The organism is Sphingobium sp. KKT206 (genome assembly GCF_055640555.1).
Map to the genome: position 1 here is coordinate 1,409,012 of NZ_CM145764.1, position 23,409 is coordinate 1,432,420.

Below are 23,409 nucleotides of genomic sequence, written 5' to 3' on the forward strand. Positions count from 1 at the left end.
TGCCGGGACTTTGTGCCTGCCCCCCTATCCATTGTCGTTCCAGCCGATCACGTCGCCCTTGTCGTCAAGGTCGTGATCGATAGGGCTATCAGGGGATGAATCTGCCTTTAGTCTATCCCCTGTCACATGTGTCACAATGTCACAAACAGGGCGCGCGCTAGGGGGGATTGGGACAATGTGACCGTTGTGACAGGTATATAGGCCACGTGCCGTTTTCTCGATCTCGCCCGCCTTCGCCATGCGTGTGAGGGCTTGCCTAACAGCCGCATTATTCTTGCCCAAAAGGTCCGAAACCGCCCGTGTTGTAAGGGGTTCGGGGTGCGCTTGGAGTATGTCTAGGATGGCTTGCCGTTCGTTCGTCTTGCCGACCTCATGCGCCGCGCCAAGGATGATCCATGTCCCAATGTCACGTTTGAACTCTAGGGCTGTCTCAACTTCCTCAACGTCTCTGCCGCGAACATACAGAACGGTCTTTGCTGTCCCAATGTCACGTTTGAGGACCATCACCGTATCGGCCGCACCGGTGAGGCCGCGCGTGCCGCTTACCGCGTCAAAGGGATCTTCCGCCTCCATTTTGCGAGTATGGTGGACCACGAGGACGGCAAGCCTATGGCGGGTCGCAAAGCCATGCAGGCCGGTCATGGTCCGATAGTCCGCGTCGTAAAGCTGGTCTTTGCCATTGGCGACCGGACGGACCTTGGCCAGCACGTCCACGATGACAAGGCGCGGCTTTTCAGCATTGTGCGCCCATGCCTCCAATTCATCTAGGCAGCCTTCATCAAGCGTCGGCCATTCCGTCATGAAGGTGAGGCGTTGCGGCGCGATCGTGCGGCGCATAACCTTGAGACGCGATTGCAGCCGCCTGGGGTTATCTTCTAGGGCCAGATACAGGGCGTCTCCCTGTTCGCATTTGATCGATCCGAACGCCAAGCCCCCAGCCGAGACCGCAATGCCTAAGTCGAGCGCAGTCCATGATTTGCCAATTTTGGGAGCGCCAGCAAACAGGGTCAGGCCTTCCGCGACATAGCCGGGAATGACATAACGGATGGGATCAAACTTCATCCCCATTAGGGCGCTTGCGGTGATCCCGTGCGCAGCGGCGAGGCCCTTGGCAGAGCCTTCGCCAATATATGGCATCTGGCGACGTTCGAATCCCCCCGCAGCCGGATCATTTTCAAGATCTTCCCAGCTTTTCATTCCGGCAAGGTCTCCAGCATCTCGGACGTTTCAGCGACGATCAGCAGACGGCGGCATTGCTCTGCCACCATTTCCAAAGCGCTGACTGTGGCGGGTGACAGCATCCATTCGGTCGCGGTATCGACCAATATCCAGCACAATTGCCGGGCGTATGGGGCTTCTTTCAGCTTCGGGATTTTGGCCGTCGCTATGTTCCGGGCAACTCGGATGCGGTCGCGCTGCTTATGCTCGTCATCGCTTATGTTCGGCAGGAAGACGCGGATCGGGTCCAAGGTCTTATCGAACTTGTGCGTCACGGCGTTCATGCGGCACCTCCTGACGGATCGAAGGCAGAGCCAAGGATTTCGTCCAAGGTGAGGCGACCTGGCCGCCGTGTCGGGTGACACGCGCCTTCCACAGCCGCCCGCCGCAGGTTTTCGCGACGCAGTTGTGCAGCGCGCCAGTGGCGCACGTCGAGAATGATTGCCGTCCGATCAGACATGGCCCGTCGCTCCGAAAGCGATCGGCGCGATCAGCGCGGCGCGATGGATGGAAAGCCCGTGACGCGCAGCCAGATATTGGATTTGCGAAAAGCGTGTGGTATGTGCGCCTTTGTCCCCGCCAAAGAGACAATCGACGCCTTCACCCTCGCGGGTGGGGGCGTTTTTGTTCATGGCGTTTACGCTGCATCCCGCGCAGCCATGCGGCCTTCAATCCAGCGGTTGATTTCCTCCATGGGGAAAGCGATGGCGCGCGCGCCGATCTTCACCGGTGCGGGAAATGTGCCAGCCTTGATGTCGTCATAAATGCGCGACCGGCTGCGGCCAGTGCGGCGGACAACTTCGGGAAGTCGAATAAGCGTTTGCATTTGCCATCTCCGTTAGGTTGGATGGCATGGGGCTTATCGGGACGCCCCTACCCTAATCACCCGGTCTAGGGTCGAATATGGCGCTCCGCGTAATAGTCAGCTTCGACGGCCTTTGCCGTCACTCCGTCCTCCTGTGCGACCAGAGATATCGCCGCCTTGGTCTGCTTCCCATTGGCGATATACTCCTTGATCGCGTCAAAACGCTGGCTCCGCGTTCGTCCTTTACGACTTGCCTGCCCCCCCGCAGCCACTTTCTGGCCCCACAGGGCTAGTTGTTCGACGGAACGGCCAAGTTCAAAATCGTTAAATTTCATCTCCATTTCAGTCATTAGGCGTCCAAGTTCGCAAGCGTGAATTATGGCTACTTCAATGGACCCACTTTTCGCAGAAGATGTAAGCAAATCGAGATTTGCCAAACAACGCTTAAAATACCAGCCACGATCTTCGTGGGGGCGAAAAAGGACAGGCGCACCGCCTTTCGATTTCTCAGCAGATGCCAGTTGCTCTGCAAGCCAGGCGCGGTCAGGAAAATAGGATGCCCAATCGCTGGCGTGTGCAGCCTTGGCTTGAAATTCTTTGCTCAGCTTCCCTGGCAGGCCGTTTTCAAACACAGGCGTGCTTTCAACGTCCAAAGTCACGATGCCGTGTTTTCTTCGCTCACCCATGCAATGCCACCACATTACTGCGGCGATTGCCCTTCACAATCCGCGCCAGCTCTGCAGCCCATGCAGTCAGAGCGTGTTGCTTTTCCTTGGCAAAGTCGTGCCGCTGGTAAACGCCCACGATGCCCGCCCGCGTCCCTGCAATGTGGTTTAGGACAGCCTCCGTCACCTCTAGGCGGATACCCATGCGCTGCATGTTGGTCGCCACGCTGCGCCGTATGTCGTGCAGCGACCATTCCGGCACCTCCGCGCTCATAACCTTAGTAAGATCGGCCCGAATGCGATTGACGGCCTTGGATATGCCGCTGGCCGCGTTGTCGGGATTGCCAGCGGCCGGGAATAGCTTGGCGCTGCCATCGATAGTGGGGATTTGTTCGATCAGGTCGATTACCGCCGGTGCCAGATGCAGGATATGAGCCTGCCCATTTTTGGCCCGCTCGGCTGGGATCGTCCAGATTTTGCGCTTCACATCAAACTCTGCCCGCTCGGCCTCAAATACCTCCGATCGCCGCGCCCCGGTCAACATCAGCAATTTCAGGCTTGCTCCCCAAGGCGCGGGCTGGGCTTCGGCAACTTGCCAGAGCGCCCGCAATTCTGCCTCGCTCAATATCCGAACCCTTGATTTCGGCTTAGGGGGCCGCCTGGCATCTCGGCAGGGATTGGCTGGCAGCCGGTCCAGGCCAGGAAGCGCCCACGTATAAAATGCCGACAATTGGGCATGGACCGCGCGCGCCATGACAGGGGCATTGGCTGCGACGTCATCGATTAGCCGCGTCACGTCTCCCCGCGTGATGGCATCCGCCATGCGGTCGCCAATCGTGGGCAGAACATATTTTTCAAATATGCGCGTCACCTCGCCGATCGATCGAAGATCAGCTTTTGCCGCTTGGTATGCAGGCCAAAGCGCACGGACGGTTCCAGCCCCTCCCCCGCCCCGCCTGGGCGTTGCCAGCGTCGCGGACGGGTCTTTGCCTTCCTCGATATCGTTTAGGACCGTGCGCGCCTTCTTGCGGGCCTCCGCAAGTCCGAACCGGGGACCGTAGCGGCCAAGTGTGATGTTACGAATACGTCCGCCCACACGCTTGCGGACAATAAATGTCTTTGTGCCAGATTTGCCAATGCGGAGGCGCAAACCCGGCACCTTGCCATCGCTGATTTCCGCCTGCCCCTCAGCCGGAGGCTTCATTCCCAGAATCTTCGAGTCGGTCAGGACAATGGCCTGCATCACTGCTATCCTCGTTCAGTGGGTCGGCAAATGTGTTACCTTAGGTAACAGATGGCCCGATATACCCCGGCATTAGCTGGAACGATACAGGACATAAAAATGGCTGAATTGCAAGCATTACGGGGTTTTTCGGGACATGCCGGAACACCGCCAACTATAACTTTTAATCAGTAGGTCGCTGGTTCGAACCCAGCTGGACTCACCATAGCCTTCCCCCATGTGCCTGATGATCAAGCCGATCCGCGCGTCGGTCTTTTTAGCGCTTGCCTCGACACCGCTGAGCGGGCATTCTCCTCTCGGTCGCATCACTATGCCGTGACAGGATTGTCACCCCCTGTGTCAATGCGAGGCCCCTATCCATGACCATCATCAATGCGCCCGCCCGTGCCTTTGCCGCCCGGCCATTTGCGGCTGCTGAAACGGCCACGCCCGATCCATGGTTCGATGCTGCGGCCTATGCCCAATTGCTGGGAACCAGTGACAATGATCTAATTCGTGGCGGCGCGGACGATGACGAGATTGGCGGTCTGGGCGGCGAAGACCTGCTTTACGGCGCAGCGGGCGATGATCTGGTCGAAGGCGGCATGGGCCAGGACATCGTCAACGGCGGTAGCGGCCATGACCGGCTATATGGCAACAGCATCGCCAATGATGGCGGTGATGGGGCCGACATTGTGATTGACCGGCATGGCGGCAGCGACATGCTCTACGGTCAGGCGGGCGACGACCTGCTCGAAGTCGAACGGCGCGACCTCTACAGCAACATCATCCTAATGGATGGCGGTGCCGGAAACGACCGGATCACCCTGCGCACGCATGGCCGTTTCTTCGACCATGTCACCGCATTGGGCGGTAGCGGCGATGACCGGATCATGATCGAGGGCGTGCTGACGGGCATGATCGATGCGGGAAGCGGCGACGATCTTGTCACCATCGACCCGCGCTTTGGCGACGTGACGGTCACGCTGGGCGACGGTGCAGACGTGCTGTTGCTCGCGGGCCAGTCTGACGGCCTGCTTGTCGGCCCGACCATCCATGTGACGGACTTTGACAGTGGCACGGATCGGATCGACCTGCAGGCGCTGTTCTGGACGTCCGTGCCTGGATGGACCAGAAGCGACGATCCGTTTGACGCGGGATTTTTGCGTCTGGTGCAGGACGGTGCAGACACACGGCTGGACATCGACCAGGACGGCGGCGGTACCGCTTATGATTTCCAGAGCCTGTTGACGTTCGACGCTACCCTTCCCTCTACCCTGTCGGCTGCGGATTTCGGCATGGCAGTGCCGGGACAGGTCGTTCTGGGCGTGGATCGCTCTTATTATAATGACGACCTGCTGCTGGCATGGGGTGGAACGGTGGAGATGCGCGGGTTGGACGGCTCCGACCGGATTGAAAATCGCGGCGGCGACGGCCTCCTGATCGGTCACACCGGCCGCGATTCTATCGTCGGCGGGATCGGTAACGACATCCTCTATGGCGACGATCCCGAAAATCCGAGCGTCGTTTACGGGGCCGCCGACACGTTGATCGACAGTCGCGGCGGGAATGATCAACTGTTCGGCCAGGCATGGGAAGATGTGCTGATCGTCCGGCGGTCGGGCATGATGGCAGCCAGCGACATCGTGATGGATGGCGGTCATCATAGCGACCTGCTGCTGTTCGATGCGGTCGGTCGGACGCTGGACAGTGTCACCGCCCTCGGCGGAAACGGCGAGGATCGGATCGAGATCGGATCGGTCCGACGTGCAAACATAGACGCAGGCAGCAGCAGTGATCGCGTTCATGTCACCCCGGCGCATGGCCTTGTGACGGTTACACTGGGCAGCGGCGCAGACAAGCTGACGCTTACACCCTCCAGCGTCCCCTGGTCGCCCGGCGGCCTGATCCATATCACCGACTTCACCATCGGCACGTCCCTTTACACAAGCGATCGCGTCGACCTCGACGCTTTTCTCCGCGACACACTGCTTGGCTGGAACGGCCTGTCCAATCCCTTTGCCGACGGCTATCTGCGTCTTGTGCAGTCCGGGCCGGACACGCTGTTGCAACTGGACCGGGACGGCAGCGCTGGCAGTGTCCACGGCTATGCGACGCTATTGGCGTTCGATGCATTCATGGCGAGCGATCTGACCGCATGGCAGCTTGGCTATGATCCGGCGGGCCTTATGGCCGCCCGCGCCGTCGATGACGGGGGGACCGGCAATGATCGGCTAACCGGATCGACCGGCAATGACCTGATCCGCGGTCTCGACGGCAACGACACGCTGATGGGCAGCAATGGCGATGATCTGTTCGAGGGCGGCGCTGGCGCGGACCAGATCACGGGCGGTTCGGGCAATGACATCATGCATGGCGACAGCGCCGGCAGTGATACGGGCGGCAGTGCCGACCGGCTCTATGACAGGACCAGCGGTGATGACCGGCTGTTCGGCCAGGGCGGCGACGATCTTCTGGAGGTGACGCGTGGCAATCGCTATGCCGTGCCAGACCGGGTGCTGCTCGACGGCGGCATCGGGGCCGATCAGATTAATTTCCGCGCGGTTGACCCCTATCACATCGTCACCGCTTTGGGCGGTGATGGCAATGACATCATACTGGTGGACGGGGCTGCGACCGGAAGGATCGACGCTGGCGCCGGTAATGATCGGGTGACCATTGGCGAGGGCAGCGATTTTCGCGTGACGCTGGGCGCGGGCGCGGACCGGCTTTCCCTGGAAGGTAACCGAAACGCCCCAGTGGTTGTGACTGACTTCCACCTCGCCGAGGACAGTCTGGTGCTAGACGCTCGTGCCATGGGCATCTCCCTGAACTCCAGCCAGTTGTTCCTCGATGGTCGACTGGCACTCGCCCAGCGCGGCGCAGACACATTGGTGCTGCAATATGATTATGCGGCCGCCAGGCCTTTTTTCGTCGTGCTGGTGCTTGAAAATGTCCTCGCCACTATGCTGACCAGCACAGACTTGGGCGGCATGACGCCGCCTGACGGCCTCATCTTTCTGCCGCAGTCGCAGGCGGACAGCCTGATCGGTACAACGGGGGACGATCGCCTCTACGGTCTGTTCGGCACGCACCAACTGGCTGGCGGCAGTGGCGACGATCTCTATCTTGTTGATGACGCAGGGGATATGGTCACTGAACAGGCCGGGGAAGGCACGGATGTCATTCATACGAACATGATGCATTACACCCTGCCGGACCATGTCGAACAGCTGACTGGCACATCGCAGTATAAACAATGGCTTACCGGGAACGACTTGGACAATGTCATCGAGGGTAGCGATGGCGAGACAGTGATCGACGGCGGCCTTGGGGCCGACCGGATGATCGGCGGCTGGGGCGGCGACGTGTATATGGTCGACAATGTCGGCGATGTCATCGAAGACGGTTACGGCATGGATGCCGTCCGCACGACACTCCCGACCTACACATTGAGAGGGCCGATCGAAAATCTTTACGGCATGCTCGACAGCGGCCAGACGCTGAACGGCAATCAGCTGGACAATCGCATCGCCGGTGGCGACGGCGCAGACATATTGACCGGATCCTTCGGCGACGACATTCTCAATGGCGGCCGGGGGGCCGATCAGATCGCAGGGGGGCCGGGCGATGACATATTGATCGTCGATCATGTGGCGGATACGGTGATCGAACTGGCTGATGAAGGCAGCGACACGGTCCGCACGGCATTGCTGACCTACACCCTGCCGGAGCATATTGAACATCTCATCGGCACCAGGGCATCCTCGGGTCAGACCCTGATTGGCAATGCCGCCTATAATGAGATTATCGGCACACGCGGCAATGATGTGATCGACGGCGGCGGCAACAATGACCGGCTTAGGGGGCGCGAGGGCGCTGACACATTCCTGTTCAGCACAGCGCCGCAGGCTGTCGGGTTCGACATCATCCTTGACTTCCAGTTGGGCGAAGATCGTTTTGCCCTGTCCCAGGCCGCCTTCGCCGACATCGGGCCGATCGGCACATTGGATGCTGGTGCCTTTCGTCTCGGCAACGCCGCGATCGACGCCGATGACCGCATCCTCTATGATGTCGCGTCCGGACTGTTGGCATATGACGCGGACGGATCGGGGCCGACCGCCGCGCGCCATGTCGCACAGGCGCGCGACCTGTTCGACCTGAGCGCAGCCGACATATTCATCGTGGCCTGATCCAGGAGCAACAACAGCAGGTGACAACCATCCTGTCGATCAACCCCCTCTACCAGGATTGGCTCAACCTGCTGATGGTGCGGATGCGCGCGCCCGATGGGCAGGAATGCGACCGGCATGTGGTGGAGATGCGCCGCGCGGTGGCGTTGCTCCCCTTCGACCCGGTGCGGCGCGTCGCGCTGACCGTATCGATGCCGCGCGCGCCCGTCATGATGGCCGGCTTGCCCGACATGCTCGAAGCGATTGCGGGCTTGCTGGAGGATGACCCTGAAGACTGCGCCAGGCGGGAGGCGATGGAGGAAGCGGGCGTGCAAATCGGTACGCTCATTCATCTGGGGCAAATCTGGAGCATCCCCAGCGTCGTCACCGAGAAGATCGATTATTATCTCGCCGAATATCGCGCCGCAGACCGGATCGCGGCGGGCGGCGGCCTGGACGAGGAGCAGGAGAATATCACCGTCCACGAACTGCCGCTCGATACGCTGTGGACGATGATGGCCAACAAGCAGATCAGCGATGGCAAGCTGGCGATCACGCTGATGGCGCTGCGCCTGCGACGGCCCGACCTGTTCAGCGTGCCGGTGGAATGACCATGACGGAGCGGGCAGCGACCTCGACCGCTTCGCCGTTCAGCCGGAACCAGCAAGCCTCCCCGTCGCCATTGACGCAGATCGTGAGGCCGCTGCCGCGATAGCGCAACGCGAAACGACGCCGCTGTGGGTCTTCCCATTGCGCGACACTCAGCGGCGCGCTGCCCTCGTCCAGCCAGGCGACGTCGGCGTCCGACAATATCGCCGTGCCGCGCAGATCCGCATTGCCCGCGCGCAAGGCCGCCAACGCAAAGGCCTCCGCCTCCAGCGCCATATCGCGCCCTGCCCAATCGACCCAGCCGATCGCATTATCCTGCGCATAGGCATTGTTATTGCCCTGCTGCGTCCGCCCGAACTCGTCGCCTGCGGTCAACATGATCGTCCCGCGCGAAGAAAAGAGCGTGGCGAGCAGTGCGATGCGATCGCGACGACGCGCCGCTTGCACGGCCGGGTCGTCGCTCGGCCCCTCGACGCCATTATTCCAGCTCAGATTCTCGCCATGGCCATCGCGATTTTCCTTGCCATTGGCGAGATTGTGGCGCTGTTCGTAAGATGTGACGTCCGCCAGTGTGAAGCCATCATGCGCGGCAAGGAAATTGACCGTCCGGGTCGTCGCGCCACCAAAAATGTCCGACGATCCCGCCAGCCGGGTCGCCACCGCGCCCAACATCCCGGCATCGCCGCGCCAGAACCGGCGCATATCGTCGCGATAGCGGTCATTCCATTCCAGCCAAGGATCGCCAAAATGGCCCAGTTGATAGCCGCCCGGCCCGATATCCCAGGGCTCGGCGATCATCACCCGGTCGGCCAGGATCGGATCGGCGCGCATCGCCTCCAGCAGCGGCGCGCGCGGATCGAACCCATCCGCCATCCGCCCCAGCGCTGGCGCCAGGTCGAAGCGGAACCCGTCCACCCCCGCCTGCGTCACGAAATAGCGCAGCGAATCGAGGATCAGGCGGCGGACCATCGGCTGGTTGCAGGTAATGGCATTGCCCGTGCCGGTATCGTTAATCAGTTGCCCATTGGCCGCATGCCGGAAATAGTCGCGCGCATTCAGCCCGCGCAGCGATAGCGTCGGCCCCTGGGCATCGCTTTCCCCATCATGATTATAGACCATATCGAGGATGACGCCGATCCCCGCCACATGCAGCGCGGCCACCGTCTCGCGCAGTTCGGCGATGCCGCCAGGCGCCAGGCGCGGGTCGAGCGCGAACCAGTTGACCGGATTATAGCCCCAATAATTGGTGAGGCCGAGCGGCCCCAGATGCCGCTCATCGATCCAGGCATTGATCGGCATCAGTTCGATAGCCGACACATGCAGTCGTTGCAGATGCGCGATCACCGCCGGATGCGCGAGCGCGGCGATGGTGCCACGCTGCGCTTCCGGCACATCGGGATGCAACATGGTGAAGCCACGCACATGGAGCTCGTAGATCAGGCCACCGGGACGGAAACAGGGTAGCGCGCTCGGCAAAGGCGCCAAGGGCGCTTCGACAACGCCTTTGGGCATAAGCGGCGCGGTATCGGGCCCCTCTCCGCGCGGCGCAGCCAGCGCGGGGTCATAGACGAAGGCGCGGTCGATCGCCGTCGCATAGGGATCGAGCAGCAATTTGTCGGGATCGAACCACAGCCCCGCTCCCGGATCATAAGGGCCATCGGCGCGATAGCCATAACGCGCACCTGCGCCCACGCCTGTCGCCTCGCTATGCCACACACCGCACTCGCCGCGCGTCATCGCCATCCGGGTTTCGCAGTCAGCCGCATCGAACAGGCAGAGCCAGACATGGCTCGCCTCCGGTGCCCAGACCGAAAAATGCACGCCACTTGCGCTCAGTCGCGGCGCGGCCGGACCTGCGCTCACGCCGCCGCCGTCAACAAGCTGCGATAAAGCGCCGCATAGCGCGCTGCGCTCTGGCCCCATGACACATCGGTCCGCATCGCCGCCCGCTGCATCGCCTGCCACACTGGCCGATCGCGATGCAGCCGCACCGTGCGCGCAATCGCGCCATACAAAGCCAGTGGGTCCGATGGGGCAAACACCACACCTGTCGCTGCGCCCGCCGCCACCGCCGCCGCATTGGCGTCGATCACCGTGTCCGCAAGCCCGCCAACCCGTGCCACCACTGGCAGACAGCCATAGCGCAGCCCATAAAGCTGGGTCAGCCCGCACGGCTCGAACCGCGACGGAATCAGAATCGCGTCGCCGCCTGCCTGCATCAGATGCGACATCGGCTCGTCATACCCGATCCGCACACCGATCCGCCCGCGATGGCGATCCGCCGCACCCAGAAAAGCGCCCTCCAGCGGATGATCACCCGACCCCAGCAGCGCGAGCTTCGCGCCCAGCCCCACCAGATGATCGAGCGCATCGACCATCAGGTCCATGCCCTTTTGCCAGGTCAGGCGGCTGACGATGATGAAGATCGGCGCGCCATCGGCATCCAGCCCGAACTGCTGCTCCAGAGCGCGCCGATTGGCCGCTCGCCCCGCCAGCGCCCGACCGCTGAAAGCCTTGGGGATCAGTGGATCGTCCGCCGGGTTCCAGATCGCGGTATCGACTCCGTTCAATATCCCGTGCAGCCGCTCCACCCGGCCATTGATCAGGCCGTCCAATCCCATGCCGTGAACGGGCGACCGGATTTCCTCGGCATAGGTCGGGCTGACCGTCGTGATCGCATCGGCCGACACCAGCCCCGCCTTCAGATAGCCCACGCCGCCATAATATTCGACGCCATCCACGCCCCAGGCTTCGGGCGGCAGACCCAATTGCCCAAATACATCAGCAGCATAGCGCCCCTGAAACGCCAGATTATGGATCGTCACGATCTTGGGCACCGCATGGGCTGGGCCAAAGCGCATATAGGCCGCCGTCAATGCCGCCTGCCAGTCATGGACATGCACCACATCGGGCCGCCAACCCTTGATCCCGTCCGCCGCCAAATCCGCCCCGACGCGCGACAGCGCGGCAAAGCGCCGCCAGTTATCGCCCCAGTCATTGCCCGCATGGTCGCCATAAGGCCCGCCTTCGCGCGCGAAGAAATCGGGCGCGTCCAGCACCAGCAGCTCCAGCCCGTCGACGCGCGCGGCCAGTACCGTCGCGGGCACGCCGAACAAAGCGTCATAGCGGCGCACGACCTTCGCCTTGCCGATCCGCGCGATAACCGCGGGATAGCCCGGCACCAGCGTTCGGGTCGCCACCCCCTCCCCGGCGAGCGCACCGGGTAGCGCGCCGGTGACGTCGGCCAGTCCCCCGGTCTTGATCAGCGGATAGAGTTCGGACGCGACCGAGAGCAATTGCATGGCGATCAGGCGACCAGACGTTCGATCATCGGCTGCGTCACCAGGCAGATGCCACTGTCCGTCCGCCGGAACCGTTGCGAATCCTCCGTCGGATTCTCGCCGATGACCAGGCCCGGTGGAATGATGATGCCGGAATCCAGCACGCATTTATGCAGCCGCGCGCCCCGCCCGATCTCGCAATTGGGCATGATGACGCTATCGGTCACCGACGAAAAACTGTGCGTCTTGACCCCGGAGAACAACAGGCTGCGATGCAGCGAAGAGCCGGACACGATGCAGCCGCCCGCGACCAGCGAAGAGGTCGCCGACCCGCGCCGCCCATCCTCATTATGCACGAACTTCGCGGGCGGCGTGACCTCCGAATAGGTCCAGAGCGGCCAGCTGCGGTCATACAGGTCGAGCGAGGGCACGACATCGGTCAGGTCGATGCTCGCCTGCCAATAGGCGTCGATCGTACCGACATCGCGCCAATAGGGCTCCAGCTCGCTTTCGGCCCGCACGCAACTGGCGGAAAAGCGGTGCGCGACCGCTTTGCCATGTTTGACGATATAGGGAATGATATCGCCGCCGAAATCGCGCTTGCTGTGCGGATCATCCGCGTCGCGCCGCAATTGTTCGATCAGGAAACGGGTCTGGAACACATAAATGCCCATCGACGCCAGCGCGACGTCCGGCTGGCCGGGGATAGAAGGCGGGTCTTTGGGCTTTTCGATGAAGGCGGTGATGACATCCTTTTCATCGACATGCATGACGCCGAAACCAACCGCTTCCATCCGCGGCACTTCCAGGCAGCCAACCGTGACATCCGCGCCGCTGTCCACATGCTGCTGCAGCATCAGCTCATAGTCCATTTTATAGACATGGTCGCCCGCCAGCAGCACCATATATTCGGGCGCATAGCTTTCGATGATGTCGATATTCTGGAACACCGCGTCGGCGGTCCCCTCATACCATTGGCTTTCCGACACGCGCTGGCTGGCGGGCAAAATGTCGAAACTCTCATTGCGTTCGGGCCGCAGGAAGTTCCAGCCGCGCTGCAAATGGCGGATCAGCGAATGGGCCTTATATTGCGTCGCGACGCCGATGCGCCGGATGCCGCTGTTGAGCGCATTGGACAGGGCGAAATCGATGATCCGCGCCTTGCCGCCGAAATGGACCGCAGGCTTGGCGCGCTTGTCGGTCAGTTCGGCCAGGCGGCTACCGCGCCCGCCAGCGAGCACATAGGCCATGGCATCGCGCGCGATCGGCTGGTGTCTTATCTGCATTATGGGCCTCTCCTCATTATCGCCCACGATCGCCTGCACGCGCCCGTTGGTGTCACATATCCAGTTCGAACATCAGCGTGGCGAACGGCGGCAGGGTGATGTTCGCCCAGCCCGTCTCATCCGCCATCACCATCCCCATATTCCCCGCGCCGCTACCGCCATAGTCGGCCGCGTCGCTGTTCAATATCTCGCGCCAGCGCCCCCCCGAAGGTAGCCGCATACGATAACCATGGCGCAGCACCGGGGTAAAATGGCTGATCACGACAATGGGTTTCGCGCCGGGCGCGCGTCGCTGCCAGGCGAACACGCTATCCACCGCGCCATCGACCAGCACCCATTCGAAACCCTCCGGCTCACAATCGCGGGCATGAAGCGCCGGGCGGCTGCGATAGAGGCGGTTGAGGTCACCCACCAGATGCTGCACCCCCAGATGGGCGGCATGGTCGAGCAGATGCCAGTCGAGCGCCCGCTCCTCGCTCCATTCGCCGCGCTGGGCAAATTCCTGCCCCATGAACAACAGCTTCTTGCCGGGATAGCCCCACATCAGGCCATAATAGGCCCGCAGCGTCGCGAATTTCTGCCAGTCATCGCCCGCCATCTTGTGCAGCAGCGACGATTTGCCATGCACCACTTCGTCATGGCTCAGCGCCAGCACGAAATTCTCGGCAAAGGCATACATGAGGCCAAAGGTGATGTCGTCATGATGATGGGCACGATGCACCGGCTCGCGCTGCAAATAGCGCAGCGTGTCGTGCATGAAGCCCATATTCCATTTGAAGCCGAAGCCCAGCCCGCCGCTCTCCACGGGATGCGACACATTGGGCCAGCTGGTCGATTCCTCGGCGATCGTCATGATGCCGGGATGCGCGGCATAGAGCGCCCGGTTCATCTCCTGCAGGAAAGCGACCGCCTCGACATTCTCGCGCCCGCCATGGTCGTTGGGTATCCATTCGCCCGGCTCGCGCGAATAATCGAGATAGAGCATGGACGCGACCGCATCGACGCGCAACCCGTCGACATGATAGCGCTCGGCCCAGAACAAGGCGTTGTTGACCAGGAACTGCGCCACTTCGCGCCGCCCGAAATTATAGATGGCGGTGTTCCAGTCGGGATGGAATCCCTTTTTCGGATCGGCATGTTCGTACAGCGCCGTGCCGTCGAAATGCGCCAGCCCATGTTCGTCGGTCGGGAAATGCGCCGGCACCCAATCGAGGATCACGCCGACTCCGGCCCGATGCGCGCCATCCACGAAGCGCGCGAGGCCCGCCGGATCGCCAAAGCGCGCAGTTGGCGCGTACAGCCCCAGCGTCTGATAGCCCCAGCTTGGATCATAGGGATATTCGCTGATCGGCAGAAATTCGATATGGGTAAAGCCCATGCCCACGACATAGGGGATGAGCCGCCGCGCCATCTCGTCCCAGTCGAGGAAACCGCCGTCATCGGCCTTTTGCCACGACCCGGCATGAACTTCGTAGATGGAGATCGGCTCGCGCCGCGCATCTGCCTTCTGCCAATAGTCACGGTGGCGCGCATCGCCCCAGCTATGGTCGAGCGGTCCAGCGACGATCGAGGCAGTGGAAGGCCGCAATTCGCTCTTATAGGCGAACGGATCGGCCTTGAGCGGCAGCGTCACGCCATCCGCGCCGACAATCTCAAATTTATAAGGTGCGCCCGGCTCGATCGCGGGCAGGAAGATTTCCCACACACCGCTATCGACGCGATGGCGCATCGCGCCCCGGCGGCCATCCCACTGATTGAAATCGCCGACCACCGACACGCGCCGGGCATTGGGTGCCCAGACCGCGAAATGCACGCCCGCCACCCCCTCATGGGTCATGACATGCGCGCCCATCTTGTCGAACAATCGGGCGTGGGCACCCTCAGCCAGGAAATGATCGTCCATCGGCCCCAGCACCGGACCGAATCCATAAGGATCGATCAGCGCATAGTCGCTGCCATCGGCATAGCGCGCGACGTAGCGCAGCGGCTGCCGCTTGCGCAGGGCGACCTTGCCATGGAACAACCCAGCCTTGTGCAGCGCAGCCAGCTCACCCACGGCCTTGCCATCGAGGGTCTGCGCGACGACAGATGTGGCTCCAGGCAACAGGACGCAGGCGGTAAAGCCCGTGTCGGCAGGATGCACGCCAAACGTGGCGAAGGGATCGTCATCGCGGCCTTCGACCAGCCGGTCGATCTGCTCGCCTGTCAGCACGATCCTGTCACCCAGCCTCCCATCCTCAGCCGATCTTCCAGATGTCCCGCGCATATTCGCGAATGGTTCGATCGGACGAAAACCATCCCATGCGCGCGACATTGTGGATCGCCATCTTTGCCCACAAGGGCTCATCCGTCCAGAGCCTATCGACATGCCGTTGCGCGGCCGAATAGCTGTCGAAATCGGCCGCCAGCATGAACCAGTCATTGTCGTAAATGCCCTGGATCAGCCCCTTGTACCGATCCGGGTCGTCGGGCGAAAAGACGCCGCTGGCGATCGCATGCAAGGCCTGAGCAAGTTCCCGGCTCTTGCCGATAACGTCCATCGGCACATAGCCCTCGGCGCGGCGGTCATTCACCTCCTGCGCCGTCAGGCCGAAGATGATGATATTGTCGGCACCGACATGATCGCGCATTTCGACATTCGCGCCATCCAGCGTGCCGATCGTCAGCGCGCCATTGACCGCGAACTTCATATTGCCCGTGCCCGACGCTTCCATGCCCGCCGTCGAAATCTGTTCGGACAGGTCGGCAGCCGGGATCATCATCTCGGCCATCGAGACATTGTAATTGGGCACGAACTGCACCTTGAGCAGCCCCTGCACCGCCGGATCATGATTGACCACGCGCGCGACATCGCCCGCCAGCTTGATGATCAGCTTGGCATTATGATAGCTCGACGCCGCCTTGCCGCCGAACAGCTTGACGCGCGGCACCCAGTTGCGTTCGGGATGCGAGCGGATCTGGTCATAGAGCGACACCGCCTCGATGATGTTGAGCAATTGCCGCTTGTATTCATGGATGCGCTTGATCTGGATGTCGAACATCGCCGACGGGTCGATCCGCGCATTCAACCGCTTGCGCAAAAGGTCCGACAGCGCCGCCTTGTTCGCGCGCTTCACCGCGATGAATTTCTCCTGAAACGCCGTGTCATCGGCAAAGGCGTCGAGGTCGCGCAGCGCTTCGGCATCGTCCAGAAACGCCTCGCCGATCGCCTCGCGAATAAGGCCGGTCAGTCCTGGATTGCACTGCATCAGCCAGCGGCGATAGGTCACGCCATTGGTCTTGTTGTTGATGCGGGTCGGATAGAGATTGTGCAGGTCGGCAAAGACCGTAACCTTCATCAGGTCGGTGTGCAGCGCCGATACGCCATTGACGCTGTGTGATCCGGCGAAAGCCAGATTGCCCATGCGCACGCGCCGGTCGCCGCCTTCATCGATCAGCGAGATCGCCCCGATCGCCGCGTCATCGAGTTGCCCTGCCCGTCGCGCTTCGGCCAGCAGGCGGCTGTTGACCGCATAGACGATCTGCATATGCCGGGGCAGCAACCGCTCGAACAACGGCACTGGCCAGCTTTCCAGCGCTTCGGGCAGCAAGGTGTGGTTGGTATAGCTGAATGTGCGCCGGGTAATGTCCCACGCCTCGTCGAAATCGAAGCCATGATCGTCCAGCAATATCCGCATCAATTCCGCCACCGCGACCGCCGGATGCGTGTCATTGAGCTGGATCGCCGCCTTGTCTGGCAGCGTCGCGATGGTGCCGAAATATTGGATATGCCGCCGGACGATGTCCTGCAGCGACGCGGAAGAGAAGAAATATTCCTGCCGCAACCGCAATTCCTGGCCAGCGGCGGAACTGTCGGCGGGGTACAGCACCCGCGTCAGCGCCTCGGCCCGATTGCTTTCGGACAGCGCACCGACATGGTCGCCGGCATTGAACTTGTCGAGCAGGATGGGATCGATCGGCTGCGCTTCCCATAGCCGCAACGTATTGACCCGCTTGCCGCGCCAGCCCGCAATCGGCGTGTCATAGGGGGTGGCGATCACGCGCTCGCTGGGCTTCCAGTGCATCTGGTGCGGCCCGCTATCCTCGCCCTCGGCCGGATCGACCAGCCCGCCAAAGCCGACCTCATAGCTCGCCTCGCGCCGCTCGAACTCCCACGGATTGCCATGCGCCAGCCAGTTTTCGGGCAGCTCGACCTGCCAGCCGTCCGAAATCTCCTGCCGGAACATGCCGTTCACATAGCGGATGCCATAGCCATAGGCAGGCACATCGACCGTCGCCATGCTTTCCATGAAGCAGGCCGCCAGCCTCCCCAAACCGCCATTGCCGAGCGCGGCATCCGGCTCCAGCGCGGCGATGATGTCGATATCGACGCCCAGCGAGGCCAGCGCCGCCTGCATGTCGTCCAGCATTTCCATGTTGGACGCCGCATCGCGCATCAACCGCCCGATCAAAAATTCCAGGCTCAGATAATAGACCCGCCGCCCTTCTTCCTCATAGGTTTTCTGGGTCGATGTGATCCACGCGTCGATCACCCGGTCGCGGATCGAGAGAATGACGGCGTGCAGCCAGTCATGCGGCTTGGCGGCAGCGGCATTCTTGCCGATGCGATAGGTCAGCCGCTCGACAATCTCATGCGCCAGGATTTCCGGGTCCATCCGCCGCGGCGCGGGTTTGGGAAGTTTGGTCTGGCCCTTGAGGTTCATGGCACACGGTCCCCCTGTCTGATCGACGGGGATGATGGCACAGCCGACAAGCCCGCGCCAACGCCAAATTTTGCAGCGCAGCAATTATTTCCGCTGTTTCGCGGGACTTGGGCCTACCCCCTGCGCACCAGCGCCTCTGCCACCCCAGCGCGCAATTGCGCGCGCACCGGATAGGCGCTCGACGGCAGCAATTGGGTCATGAATATCCCGATCAACCGCTCGACTGGATCGACCCAGAAATAGGTCGAAAACACCCCGCCCCAATAATATTCGCCGCGCTCTAAACCCATGGCGAAGCCCAGGCCGAAGCCCACATCCTGATAATCCGCCTCGCTGAACATCGCACTCGACAGGCTGGCAAGGTCGCCGCCGCCGGGCAATTGGTTGGACCGCATCTGCGCCACCGTATCGGCCCGCAGCAGCCGCACCCCGTCCAGTTCGCCCCCGCGCAGCAGCATCCGGGCAAAGCGGTGATAGTCCGCCACCCCCGACACCAGCCCGCCGCCGCCCGACAGGAAGCGCCCCTGCCGCCGCCACCCGCTCCGGGCACCCAGATCCGCGACCTGGCGCTCGCCCTGCTCGTCCAGCCGCCAGGCATCAGTCATGCGATCCGCCTTGGCATCGGGCAAAGCGAAGGTCGTATCGACCATGCCCAGCGGCGCGAAGATGCGCTCGCGAAACACGCTTTCCAGGTCGCGCCCCTCCAGCCGCTCGATCACGACGCCCAGCACATCGGTCGCCACCGAATAATTCCACCGTTCGCCTGGCGAAAATTCCAGCGGCAATGTCGCCAGATCGGCGATGAACTGGTCCGACGTGCGCGGCTGCTGAAATTCGTCCAGCCCCAGCTTGCGATAGCGCGCATCGATCGGCGTCTGCCGCTGCAACCCATAGGTCAGCCCCGACGTATGGCGCAGCAGGTCGATCATCAGCATCGGCCGCTTCAACCGCGCGCGATTGGCGCGCCCGACGCGCAAGTCGGCAAATTCGGGGATAAGCTCGACAACCGGCGTATCGAGCGCAACCTTGCCCGCTTCCACCAGCATCATGAAGGCGACCGACGTCACCGGCTTCGTCATCGACGCGATGCGATAGAGGGCATCGGCCGACAGCGGTTCCCCGCTCGCCCGCGCCGCCCCGCGTGCCCACGACACTACCGGCTGCTCGTCGCGCGACACCAATAATTGCATATGCGGCAAGCGGCCGCTGGCCAGATAGGTGCGGTCGAGAAAGTCCACCAGCGCGTCCAGCCGGTCAGGGTCCATCCCCGCCGCCTGTGCCGCCACCCTGTCCACGCCGTTCGTCATGCCTGCGCCGCTCCGATGCTTGCCCGGCTCCGCGCTAAAGCAGCGACGCGCGCAGGACAACAGCTTGGCGATTGCCAAGGGACCACCCCGCCCTCTATGGCAGGCTATCCGAACGGCAAGCAATTTCAGCACTGGACCCCGACAGGCATGGCCACTGGCCTTTCCGCGATCTTCATGGCCAACCGCGCGGCCCTGCTGCGCTTCCTGCGCGCACGCGGCGCGGGCGAGAATGCCGAAGATCTCTTGCAGGATATGTGGATGAAGCTGGAGGCCAAGGATCTTGGCCCCGTCTCCGACCCCGTTCCCTATCTGTATCGCATGGCCAACAACCTCATGCTCGACCGCTATCGCTCGGCGATCCGGCGCGAACGGCGCGAGCAAGACTGGGCCGAAGGGGCTGGCGGCGTCATGGCCGACCCGACCGACGATGTGCCGGTGGACGAGCGGATGATCCTTGTCCAGCGGCTGGATGAGGCGCGCGCCGTCCTGCGCGACCTTGGCCCGCGCGTCGAACTCATCTTCCGCCGCTTCCGCATCGAAGGCGTGGGACAAAAGGTCATTGCCGAGGAATTGGGGGTCAGCCTGACGACGGTGGAGAAGGACTTGCAAAAGGCCTATCGCGCCATGCTGACGCTCAAGCAAAAACTGGATACGGAATGATGGGGTCGGCGGCGTCAGTCTCTGTAAGGGGCAAAAAATGAACAGGGCTGGAGCAATGACGAACGAGGAGGCACTGGCGTGGGTCATCCGCACGCGCGATCCCGCCTTTACCGACTGGGACGGCTTCACCGCCTGGTTGGAGCGCGACCCCGCCAATGCGGAGGCCTATGATGTGCTAATGGCGGCCGATGCCGACCTCGACGCCATCATGCCGCCCGAACCCGTCGCCTTGCCTGCTCCCGCCAATGATGTAGGCGTGCCGCAACGCCGCCCGCTCCGCTGGATCGGCGGCGGCGCGATCGCCGCCGCGCTGGTCGCGGCCGTGTCGGTCGGCATGATGAACCGGGCCGACATCTACACCGTCACCACCCGCCCCGGCGAAACGCGCAGCATCGCGCTGGACGATGGCACCCGCATCGAAGTCAATGGAGGCACCCGCCTGCGCCTCGACCGCAACGACACCCGCTTCGCCGCGCTCGACAGTGGCGAGGCTGCCTTCACCGTGCGCCACGATGCGTCCGATCCGTTCCGCGTGACGGTGGGCGATGCCGTGTTCGAAGATGCCGGGACGGTCTTCAACATCGTTCACACCCCCGGCGCCGTCCGCATCGGCGTGTCGGAAGGCGAAGTCATCTACAATCCCGGCGCAGAGGCGATCAGCCTACCCGCCGGACGCGGCCTTGCCGATGATGCGCAAGGCTTGCGGGTGATGGATATTGCCCCGGCGGCCGTCGCCAGTTGGCGGCAGGGCCGCCTCGTCTACGCCAATGCCGCCGTCAGCGACATCAGCGAAGATATCGGCCGATCGCTCGGCATCGCGCTCCGCACCACGCCGGGCGCGCGCGCGATGCGCTTCACCGGCACGATCCGGCTGGATAAAGACCCGGCCCGATTCTTTGCCGGGGCCGCGCCGCTGATGGGCCTTTCCGCCGTGCGCCAGGGCGACACTTGGCTGCTGAAAGAAGGGGATGGGCCGCAAAGCTGACCTCTTCCTCGTCACCGCCCTTGCCATAACAAGCGCAGCGCCCGCGCATGGGGCGGACAGACACACCATCAGCATCGCCCCCGGACGGCTGGGCGAGGCGACGATCGCGCTCGCCCGTCAGACCAGGACCAGCATCGGCATGTCCGACCAGTCGCTCGCTGGCATTCGCACCCCGGCCGTTACCGGCAATCTCTCGGTAGAAGCGGCGTTGAAGCGGCTGCTCAAGGGCAGCGGCGCGACCGCGCGGCGCATCGACGGCGCGACATGGCGCATCATCCGCACCCGGCCCGCTCCGCCCGTGAGCGCTCCAGCGCCGATCCCCGCCGCCCCCGCCGACGATCAACCCGAAGCCCAGATCATCGTCACTGCCTCGAAGCGCGAAACGCCCCTGCCCCGCTATGCCGGCATGGTCGAAGCGCTCGACAGCCGCGCCTTTTCCAGCGGCGAAGCGGCAGGCGGCACCGCCACCTTGCTGGCGCGGGTCGCTAGTCTGAGTTCCACCCATGCTGGTGCGGGCCGAAACAAGCTGTTCATCCGCGCCATCGCCGATTCCGGCGTGGCCGGGCCGACCCAGGCCACCACCGGCCAATATCTGGCCGACATGCGGTTGAACTATGCCGCGCCCGACCCCGACCTCAAACTTTATGATGTCGGCCGGGTCGAAGTGCTGGAAGGGCCGCAGGGCACGCTCTATGGCGCGGGATCGCTGGGCGGCATCATCCGCATCATGCCCAACGCCCCCAATCTTGGCGAAATGGGCGGGCAAGTATCGGCGGGGCTTTCTGCCACCCAGCATGGCGACCCCGGCGGCGATCTGTCCGCAACGCTCAACCTGCCGATCGTCGCTGAAAAACTCGCGCTGCGGGTCGTGGGCTATGGCGTGCAGGACGGCGGCTATATCGACGACGTCAATCGCGGGAAGGAGGACGTCAACCGGACCCGTACCTGGGGTGGTCGCGCCGCGCTGCGCTTTGCCCCGGACGATGACTGGACGATCGATCTCAATGGTGTCTATCAACAGATAGAGGGCGATGACGCGCAATATGCGACCCGCTCGGTCGGCCGACTGGAGCGCGCCTCCGCCGTCGCCCAACCCTATCGATCCGACTATCTGCTCGGCAATGTCCGCCTGGAAAAACAATGGGACAGCCTGCGTTTCGTCTCGTCCACCGGCTTCGTGCGGCACGACCTGTCCGAAAGCTATGACGCGACCCAGCCCGGCGGCCCACCAGCGCTGTTCCGCCAGCGCAATGAAGTCGACATCTTCTCCACCGAAAACCGGCTGGTGCGGGATCTCGACAATGGGCTGGGCTGGATATTGGGCGGCTCCTACCTGCAAAGCAGGTCGAAAATCTATCGCTCGCTGACCGGCTTCGGCGCCGCCCTGATCCAGCCGGAGGTGCTTCCCGGCGTGCCCGTTTTCGGCCGGGGTCAGCCAGCGGCGGCGACGGGCGTGCGCAACAGCGTCAAGGAAGCGACGTTGTTCGGCGAAGCCTCCTTCGAACCGGTCCGGGGACTGATCGCCACCTTCGGCGGCCGCCTGACAAACAGCCGCCTGTCCGGCGAGGCGCTCGATCCGGTCGCCGCCCTCTCCTCGGCGGACCTCGCGCGGGCAGAAGCGCAGGCCGATCGCAGCGAGACGATCTTCCTGCCCTCCGCCTCCTTGCTCACCGACGCGATCCCGAACGTCACCCTCTACGCCCGCTTTCAGCAGGGCTTTCGCCCCGGCGGCCTGGCCGTCGATGATCAGCGGGTGCGGCGTTTCCAGAATGACCGCATATCGACCATCGAAAGCGGCTTCCGCATGGGCCTGCCCGGCCGCGACACGATCGCGCTCAGCGCCAATATCGCCTATACCGACTGGCGCGACATCCAGGCCGACGTGACCGACCGGATCGGCCTGCCGACCACCGCTAATATCGGCGATGGGCGCATCTATACGCTCGAAGGACGCATCGTTGCCCGCGCCACCCCGCGCCTGACGCTGGACGGCAGCATCATCTATAATGATAGCCGCCTGACCCGGCAGGCAGCCTTCATTCGGGCGCTGTCCTATGATGACCAATCGCTGGCCGTGCCCAATGTCGCCAATCTGGGCGGACGGCTCGCCTTCGACTATCGCGCGCCGCTGAGCGACCGGATGAACCTCCATCTTACAGGGTCCGCCCGCTATGTCGGCAAATCGCGGCTGGGCGTCGGGCCGATACTGGGCCAGACCCAGGGCGATTATGTCGATACCAGCCTTTCGGCCAGCGTGACGCGCGGGCCGGTGCAATATTCGCTATCGCTCACCAACCTGTTCGACAGCGAGGGCAACCGCTTCTCGCTCGGCACGCCGTTCGACCTTAATACCGACTATTATACGCCGCTGCGCCCACGCACGCTGCGCATCGGCGTCGATTTCGCTTTCTGAACATCCATTCATCGCAAAACGGCACGGAAAACCAAGTTCGGCATCGTCCCTCCCGCACGCGCGCACAGAATATCAAGCGCGGC

17 protein-coding genes are annotated in these 23,409 nt (G+C 62.9%); 5 read left to right on the forward strand and 12 right to left on the reverse strand.

All coding sequences use genetic code 11. The features are described from left to right. Positions 1–24 precede the first annotated feature (24 nt). The 6 genes from ACZ2HM_RS06560 to ACZ2HM_RS06585 all read right to left on the reverse strand — a co-directional run bounded on the left by ACZ2HM_RS06560 (position 25) and on the right by ACZ2HM_RS06585 (position 3,931). Positions 25–1,197: an AAA family ATPase gene (locus ACZ2HM_RS06560; protein ID WP_470426556.1), complete on the reverse strand. Its 1,173-nt coding sequence runs from the start codon at positions 1,195–1,197 to the stop codon at positions 25–27. Next, a complete protein-coding gene (locus ACZ2HM_RS06565; RefSeq protein ID WP_470426557.1) occupies positions 1,194–1,502 on the reverse strand; it encodes a hypothetical protein in 309 nt (102 codons plus the stop codon). Before ACZ2HM_RS06565 ends, ACZ2HM_RS06560 begins: the two co-directional genes overlap by 4 nt. A gap of 168 nt (positions 1,503–1,670) precedes the next feature. Continuing rightward, positions 1,671–1,850 (reverse strand): hypothetical protein, encoded by a 180-nt coding sequence (locus ACZ2HM_RS06570; protein ID WP_037475890.1) that lies wholly within the window; start codon positions 1,848–1,850, stop codon positions 1,671–1,673. 5 nt (positions 1,851–1,855) lie between these two features. Next, the gene (locus ACZ2HM_RS06575; protein WP_470426558.1) at positions 1,856–2,044 is read right to left on the reverse strand and encodes a helix-turn-helix transcriptional regulator; all 189 of its coding nucleotides are present in this window, start codon (positions 2,042–2,044) and stop codon (positions 1,856–1,858) included. 65 nt (positions 2,045–2,109) lie between these two features. Beyond that, positions 2,110–2,709, reverse strand: a complete 600-nt coding sequence (locus ACZ2HM_RS06580) for a hypothetical protein (protein ID WP_470426559.1) — start codon at positions 2,707–2,709, stop codon at positions 2,110–2,112. Further along, positions 2,702–3,931: a tyrosine-type recombinase/integrase gene (locus tag ACZ2HM_RS06585; protein WP_470426560.1), complete on the reverse strand. Its 1,230-nt coding sequence runs from the start codon at positions 3,929–3,931 to the stop codon at positions 2,702–2,704. The genes ACZ2HM_RS06580 and ACZ2HM_RS06585 overlap by 8 nt, the downstream gene beginning before the upstream one ends. A gap of 359 nt (positions 3,932–4,290) precedes the next feature. Between ACZ2HM_RS06585 and ACZ2HM_RS06590 the strand changes: the two genes are divergently transcribed. Together ACZ2HM_RS06590 and ACZ2HM_RS06595 are read left to right on the forward strand one after the other, a co-directional pair. Next, positions 4,291–8,103, forward strand: a complete 3,813-nt coding sequence (locus ACZ2HM_RS06590; RefSeq protein ID WP_470426561.1) for a calcium-binding protein — start codon at positions 4,291–4,293, stop codon at positions 8,101–8,103. Between the two features lie 20 nt (positions 8,104–8,123). Then, complete coding sequence (locus tag ACZ2HM_RS06595; protein ID WP_470426562.1) at positions 8,124–8,693, forward strand: NUDIX domain-containing protein; 570 nt, start codon at positions 8,124–8,126, stop codon at positions 8,691–8,693. On the opposite strand, the gene glgX is transcribed toward ACZ2HM_RS06595, so the two are convergent. The 6 genes from glgX to ACZ2HM_RS06625 form a co-directional block, all read right to left on the reverse strand. Next, positions 8,674–10,554 carry a glycogen debranching protein GlgX gene (glgX, locus tag ACZ2HM_RS06600; protein ID WP_470426563.1) on the reverse strand — a complete coding sequence of 627 codons (1,881 nt, stop codon included), beginning with the start codon at positions 10,552–10,554 and terminating at the stop codon, positions 8,674–8,676. The two genes, ACZ2HM_RS06595 and glgX, sit on opposite strands and share 20 nt — an antisense overlap. Further along, positions 10,551–11,999, reverse strand: coding sequence for a glycogen synthase GlgA (gene glgA / locus ACZ2HM_RS06605; RefSeq protein ID WP_470426806.1), 1,449 nt, complete (start codon positions 11,997–11,999; stop codon positions 10,551–10,553). Before glgA ends, glgX begins: the two co-directional genes overlap by 4 nt. Further along, positions 11,999–13,258: a glucose-1-phosphate adenylyltransferase gene (gene glgC / locus ACZ2HM_RS06610; RefSeq protein ID WP_096062860.1), complete on the reverse strand. Its 1,260-nt coding sequence runs from the start codon at positions 13,256–13,258 to the stop codon at positions 11,999–12,001. Before glgC ends, glgA begins: the two co-directional genes overlap by 1 nt. Positions 13,259–13,310: 52 nt before the next feature. Then, the gene (gene glgB, locus ACZ2HM_RS06615) at positions 13,311–15,470 is read right to left on the reverse strand and encodes a 1,4-alpha-glucan branching protein GlgB (RefSeq protein ID WP_470426564.1); all 2,160 of its coding nucleotides are present in this window, start codon (positions 15,468–15,470) and stop codon (positions 13,311–13,313) included. 25 nt (positions 15,471–15,495) lie between these two features. Next, complete coding sequence (locus ACZ2HM_RS06620) at positions 15,496–17,961, reverse strand: glycogen/starch/alpha-glucan phosphorylase (protein WP_470426565.1); 2,466 nt, start codon at positions 17,959–17,961, stop codon at positions 15,496–15,498. Positions 17,962–18,074: 113 nt separating this feature from the next. Beyond that, positions 18,075–19,268, reverse strand: a complete 1,194-nt coding sequence (locus tag ACZ2HM_RS06625) for a serine hydrolase domain-containing protein (protein WP_037473022.1) — start codon at positions 19,266–19,268, stop codon at positions 18,075–18,077. Positions 19,269–19,415: 147 nt separating this feature from the next. On the opposite strand from ACZ2HM_RS06625, the gene ACZ2HM_RS06630 reads away from it, so the two are divergent. From ACZ2HM_RS06630 to ACZ2HM_RS06640, 3 genes are read left to right on the forward strand one after another with little or no spacing between them, the layout of a single operon-like run. Beyond that, positions 19,416–19,928 (forward strand): RNA polymerase sigma factor, encoded by a 513-nt coding sequence (locus tag ACZ2HM_RS06630; RefSeq protein ID WP_470426807.1) that lies wholly within the window; start codon positions 19,416–19,418, stop codon positions 19,926–19,928. Between the two features lie 55 nt (positions 19,929–19,983). Further along, complete coding sequence (locus tag ACZ2HM_RS06635; RefSeq protein WP_037473001.1) at positions 19,984–20,913, forward strand: FecR family protein; 930 nt, start codon at positions 19,984–19,986, stop codon at positions 20,911–20,913. After that, on the forward strand, positions 20,897–23,326 hold the full coding sequence (locus ACZ2HM_RS06640) for a TonB-dependent receptor (protein WP_470426566.1): 2,430 nt from the start codon (positions 20,897–20,899) through the stop codon (positions 23,324–23,326). The genes ACZ2HM_RS06635 and ACZ2HM_RS06640 overlap by 17 nt, the downstream gene beginning before the upstream one ends. Positions 23,327–23,409 lie beyond the last annotated feature (83 nt).

Bases quoted from the DNA above. Each gene is read 5' to 3' on its own strand.
- ACZ2HM_RS06560 (WP_470426556.1), bottom strand. From the start codon at position 1,197: ATGAAAAGCTGGGAAGATCTTGAAAATGATCCGGCTGCGGGGGGATTC.
- ACZ2HM_RS06565 (WP_470426557.1), bottom strand. From the start codon at position 1,502: ATGAACGCCGTGACGCACAAGTTCGATAAGACCTTGGACCCGATCCGC.
- ACZ2HM_RS06570 (WP_037475890.1), bottom strand. From the start codon at position 1,850: ATGAACAAAAACGCCCCCACCCGCGAGGGTGAAGGCGTCGATTGTCTC.
- ACZ2HM_RS06575 (WP_470426558.1), bottom strand. From the start codon at position 2,044: ATGCAAACGCTTATTCGACTTCCCGAAGTTGTCCGCCGCACTGGCCGC.
- ACZ2HM_RS06580 (WP_470426559.1), bottom strand. From the start codon at position 2,709: ATGGGTGAGCGAAGAAAACACGGCATCGTGACTTTGGACGTTGAAAGC.
- ACZ2HM_RS06585 (WP_470426560.1), bottom strand. From the start codon at position 3,931: ATGCAGGCCATTGTCCTGACCGACTCGAAGATTCTGGGAATGAAGCCT.
- ACZ2HM_RS06590 (WP_470426561.1), top strand. From the start codon at position 4,291: ATGACCATCATCAATGCGCCCGCCCGTGCCTTTGCCGCCCGGCCATTT.
- glgC (WP_096062860.1), bottom strand. From the start codon at position 13,258: ATGCAGATAAGACACCAGCCGATCGCGCGCGATGCCATGGCCTATGTG.
- ACZ2HM_RS06620 (WP_470426565.1), bottom strand. From the start codon at position 17,961: ATGAACCTCAAGGGCCAGACCAAACTTCCCAAACCCGCGCCGCGGCGG.
- ACZ2HM_RS06625 (WP_037473022.1), bottom strand. From the start codon at position 19,268: ATGACGAACGGCGTGGACAGGGTGGCGGCACAGGCGGCGGGGATGGAC.
- ACZ2HM_RS06630 (WP_470426807.1), top strand. From the start codon at position 19,416: ATGGCCACTGGCCTTTCCGCGATCTTCATGGCCAACCGCGCGGCCCTG.
- ACZ2HM_RS06635 (WP_037473001.1), top strand. From the start codon at position 19,984: ATGACGAACGAGGAGGCACTGGCGTGGGTCATCCGCACGCGCGATCCC.
- ACZ2HM_RS06640 (WP_470426566.1), top strand. From the start codon at position 20,897: ATGGGCCGCAAAGCTGACCTCTTCCTCGTCACCGCCCTTGCCATAACA.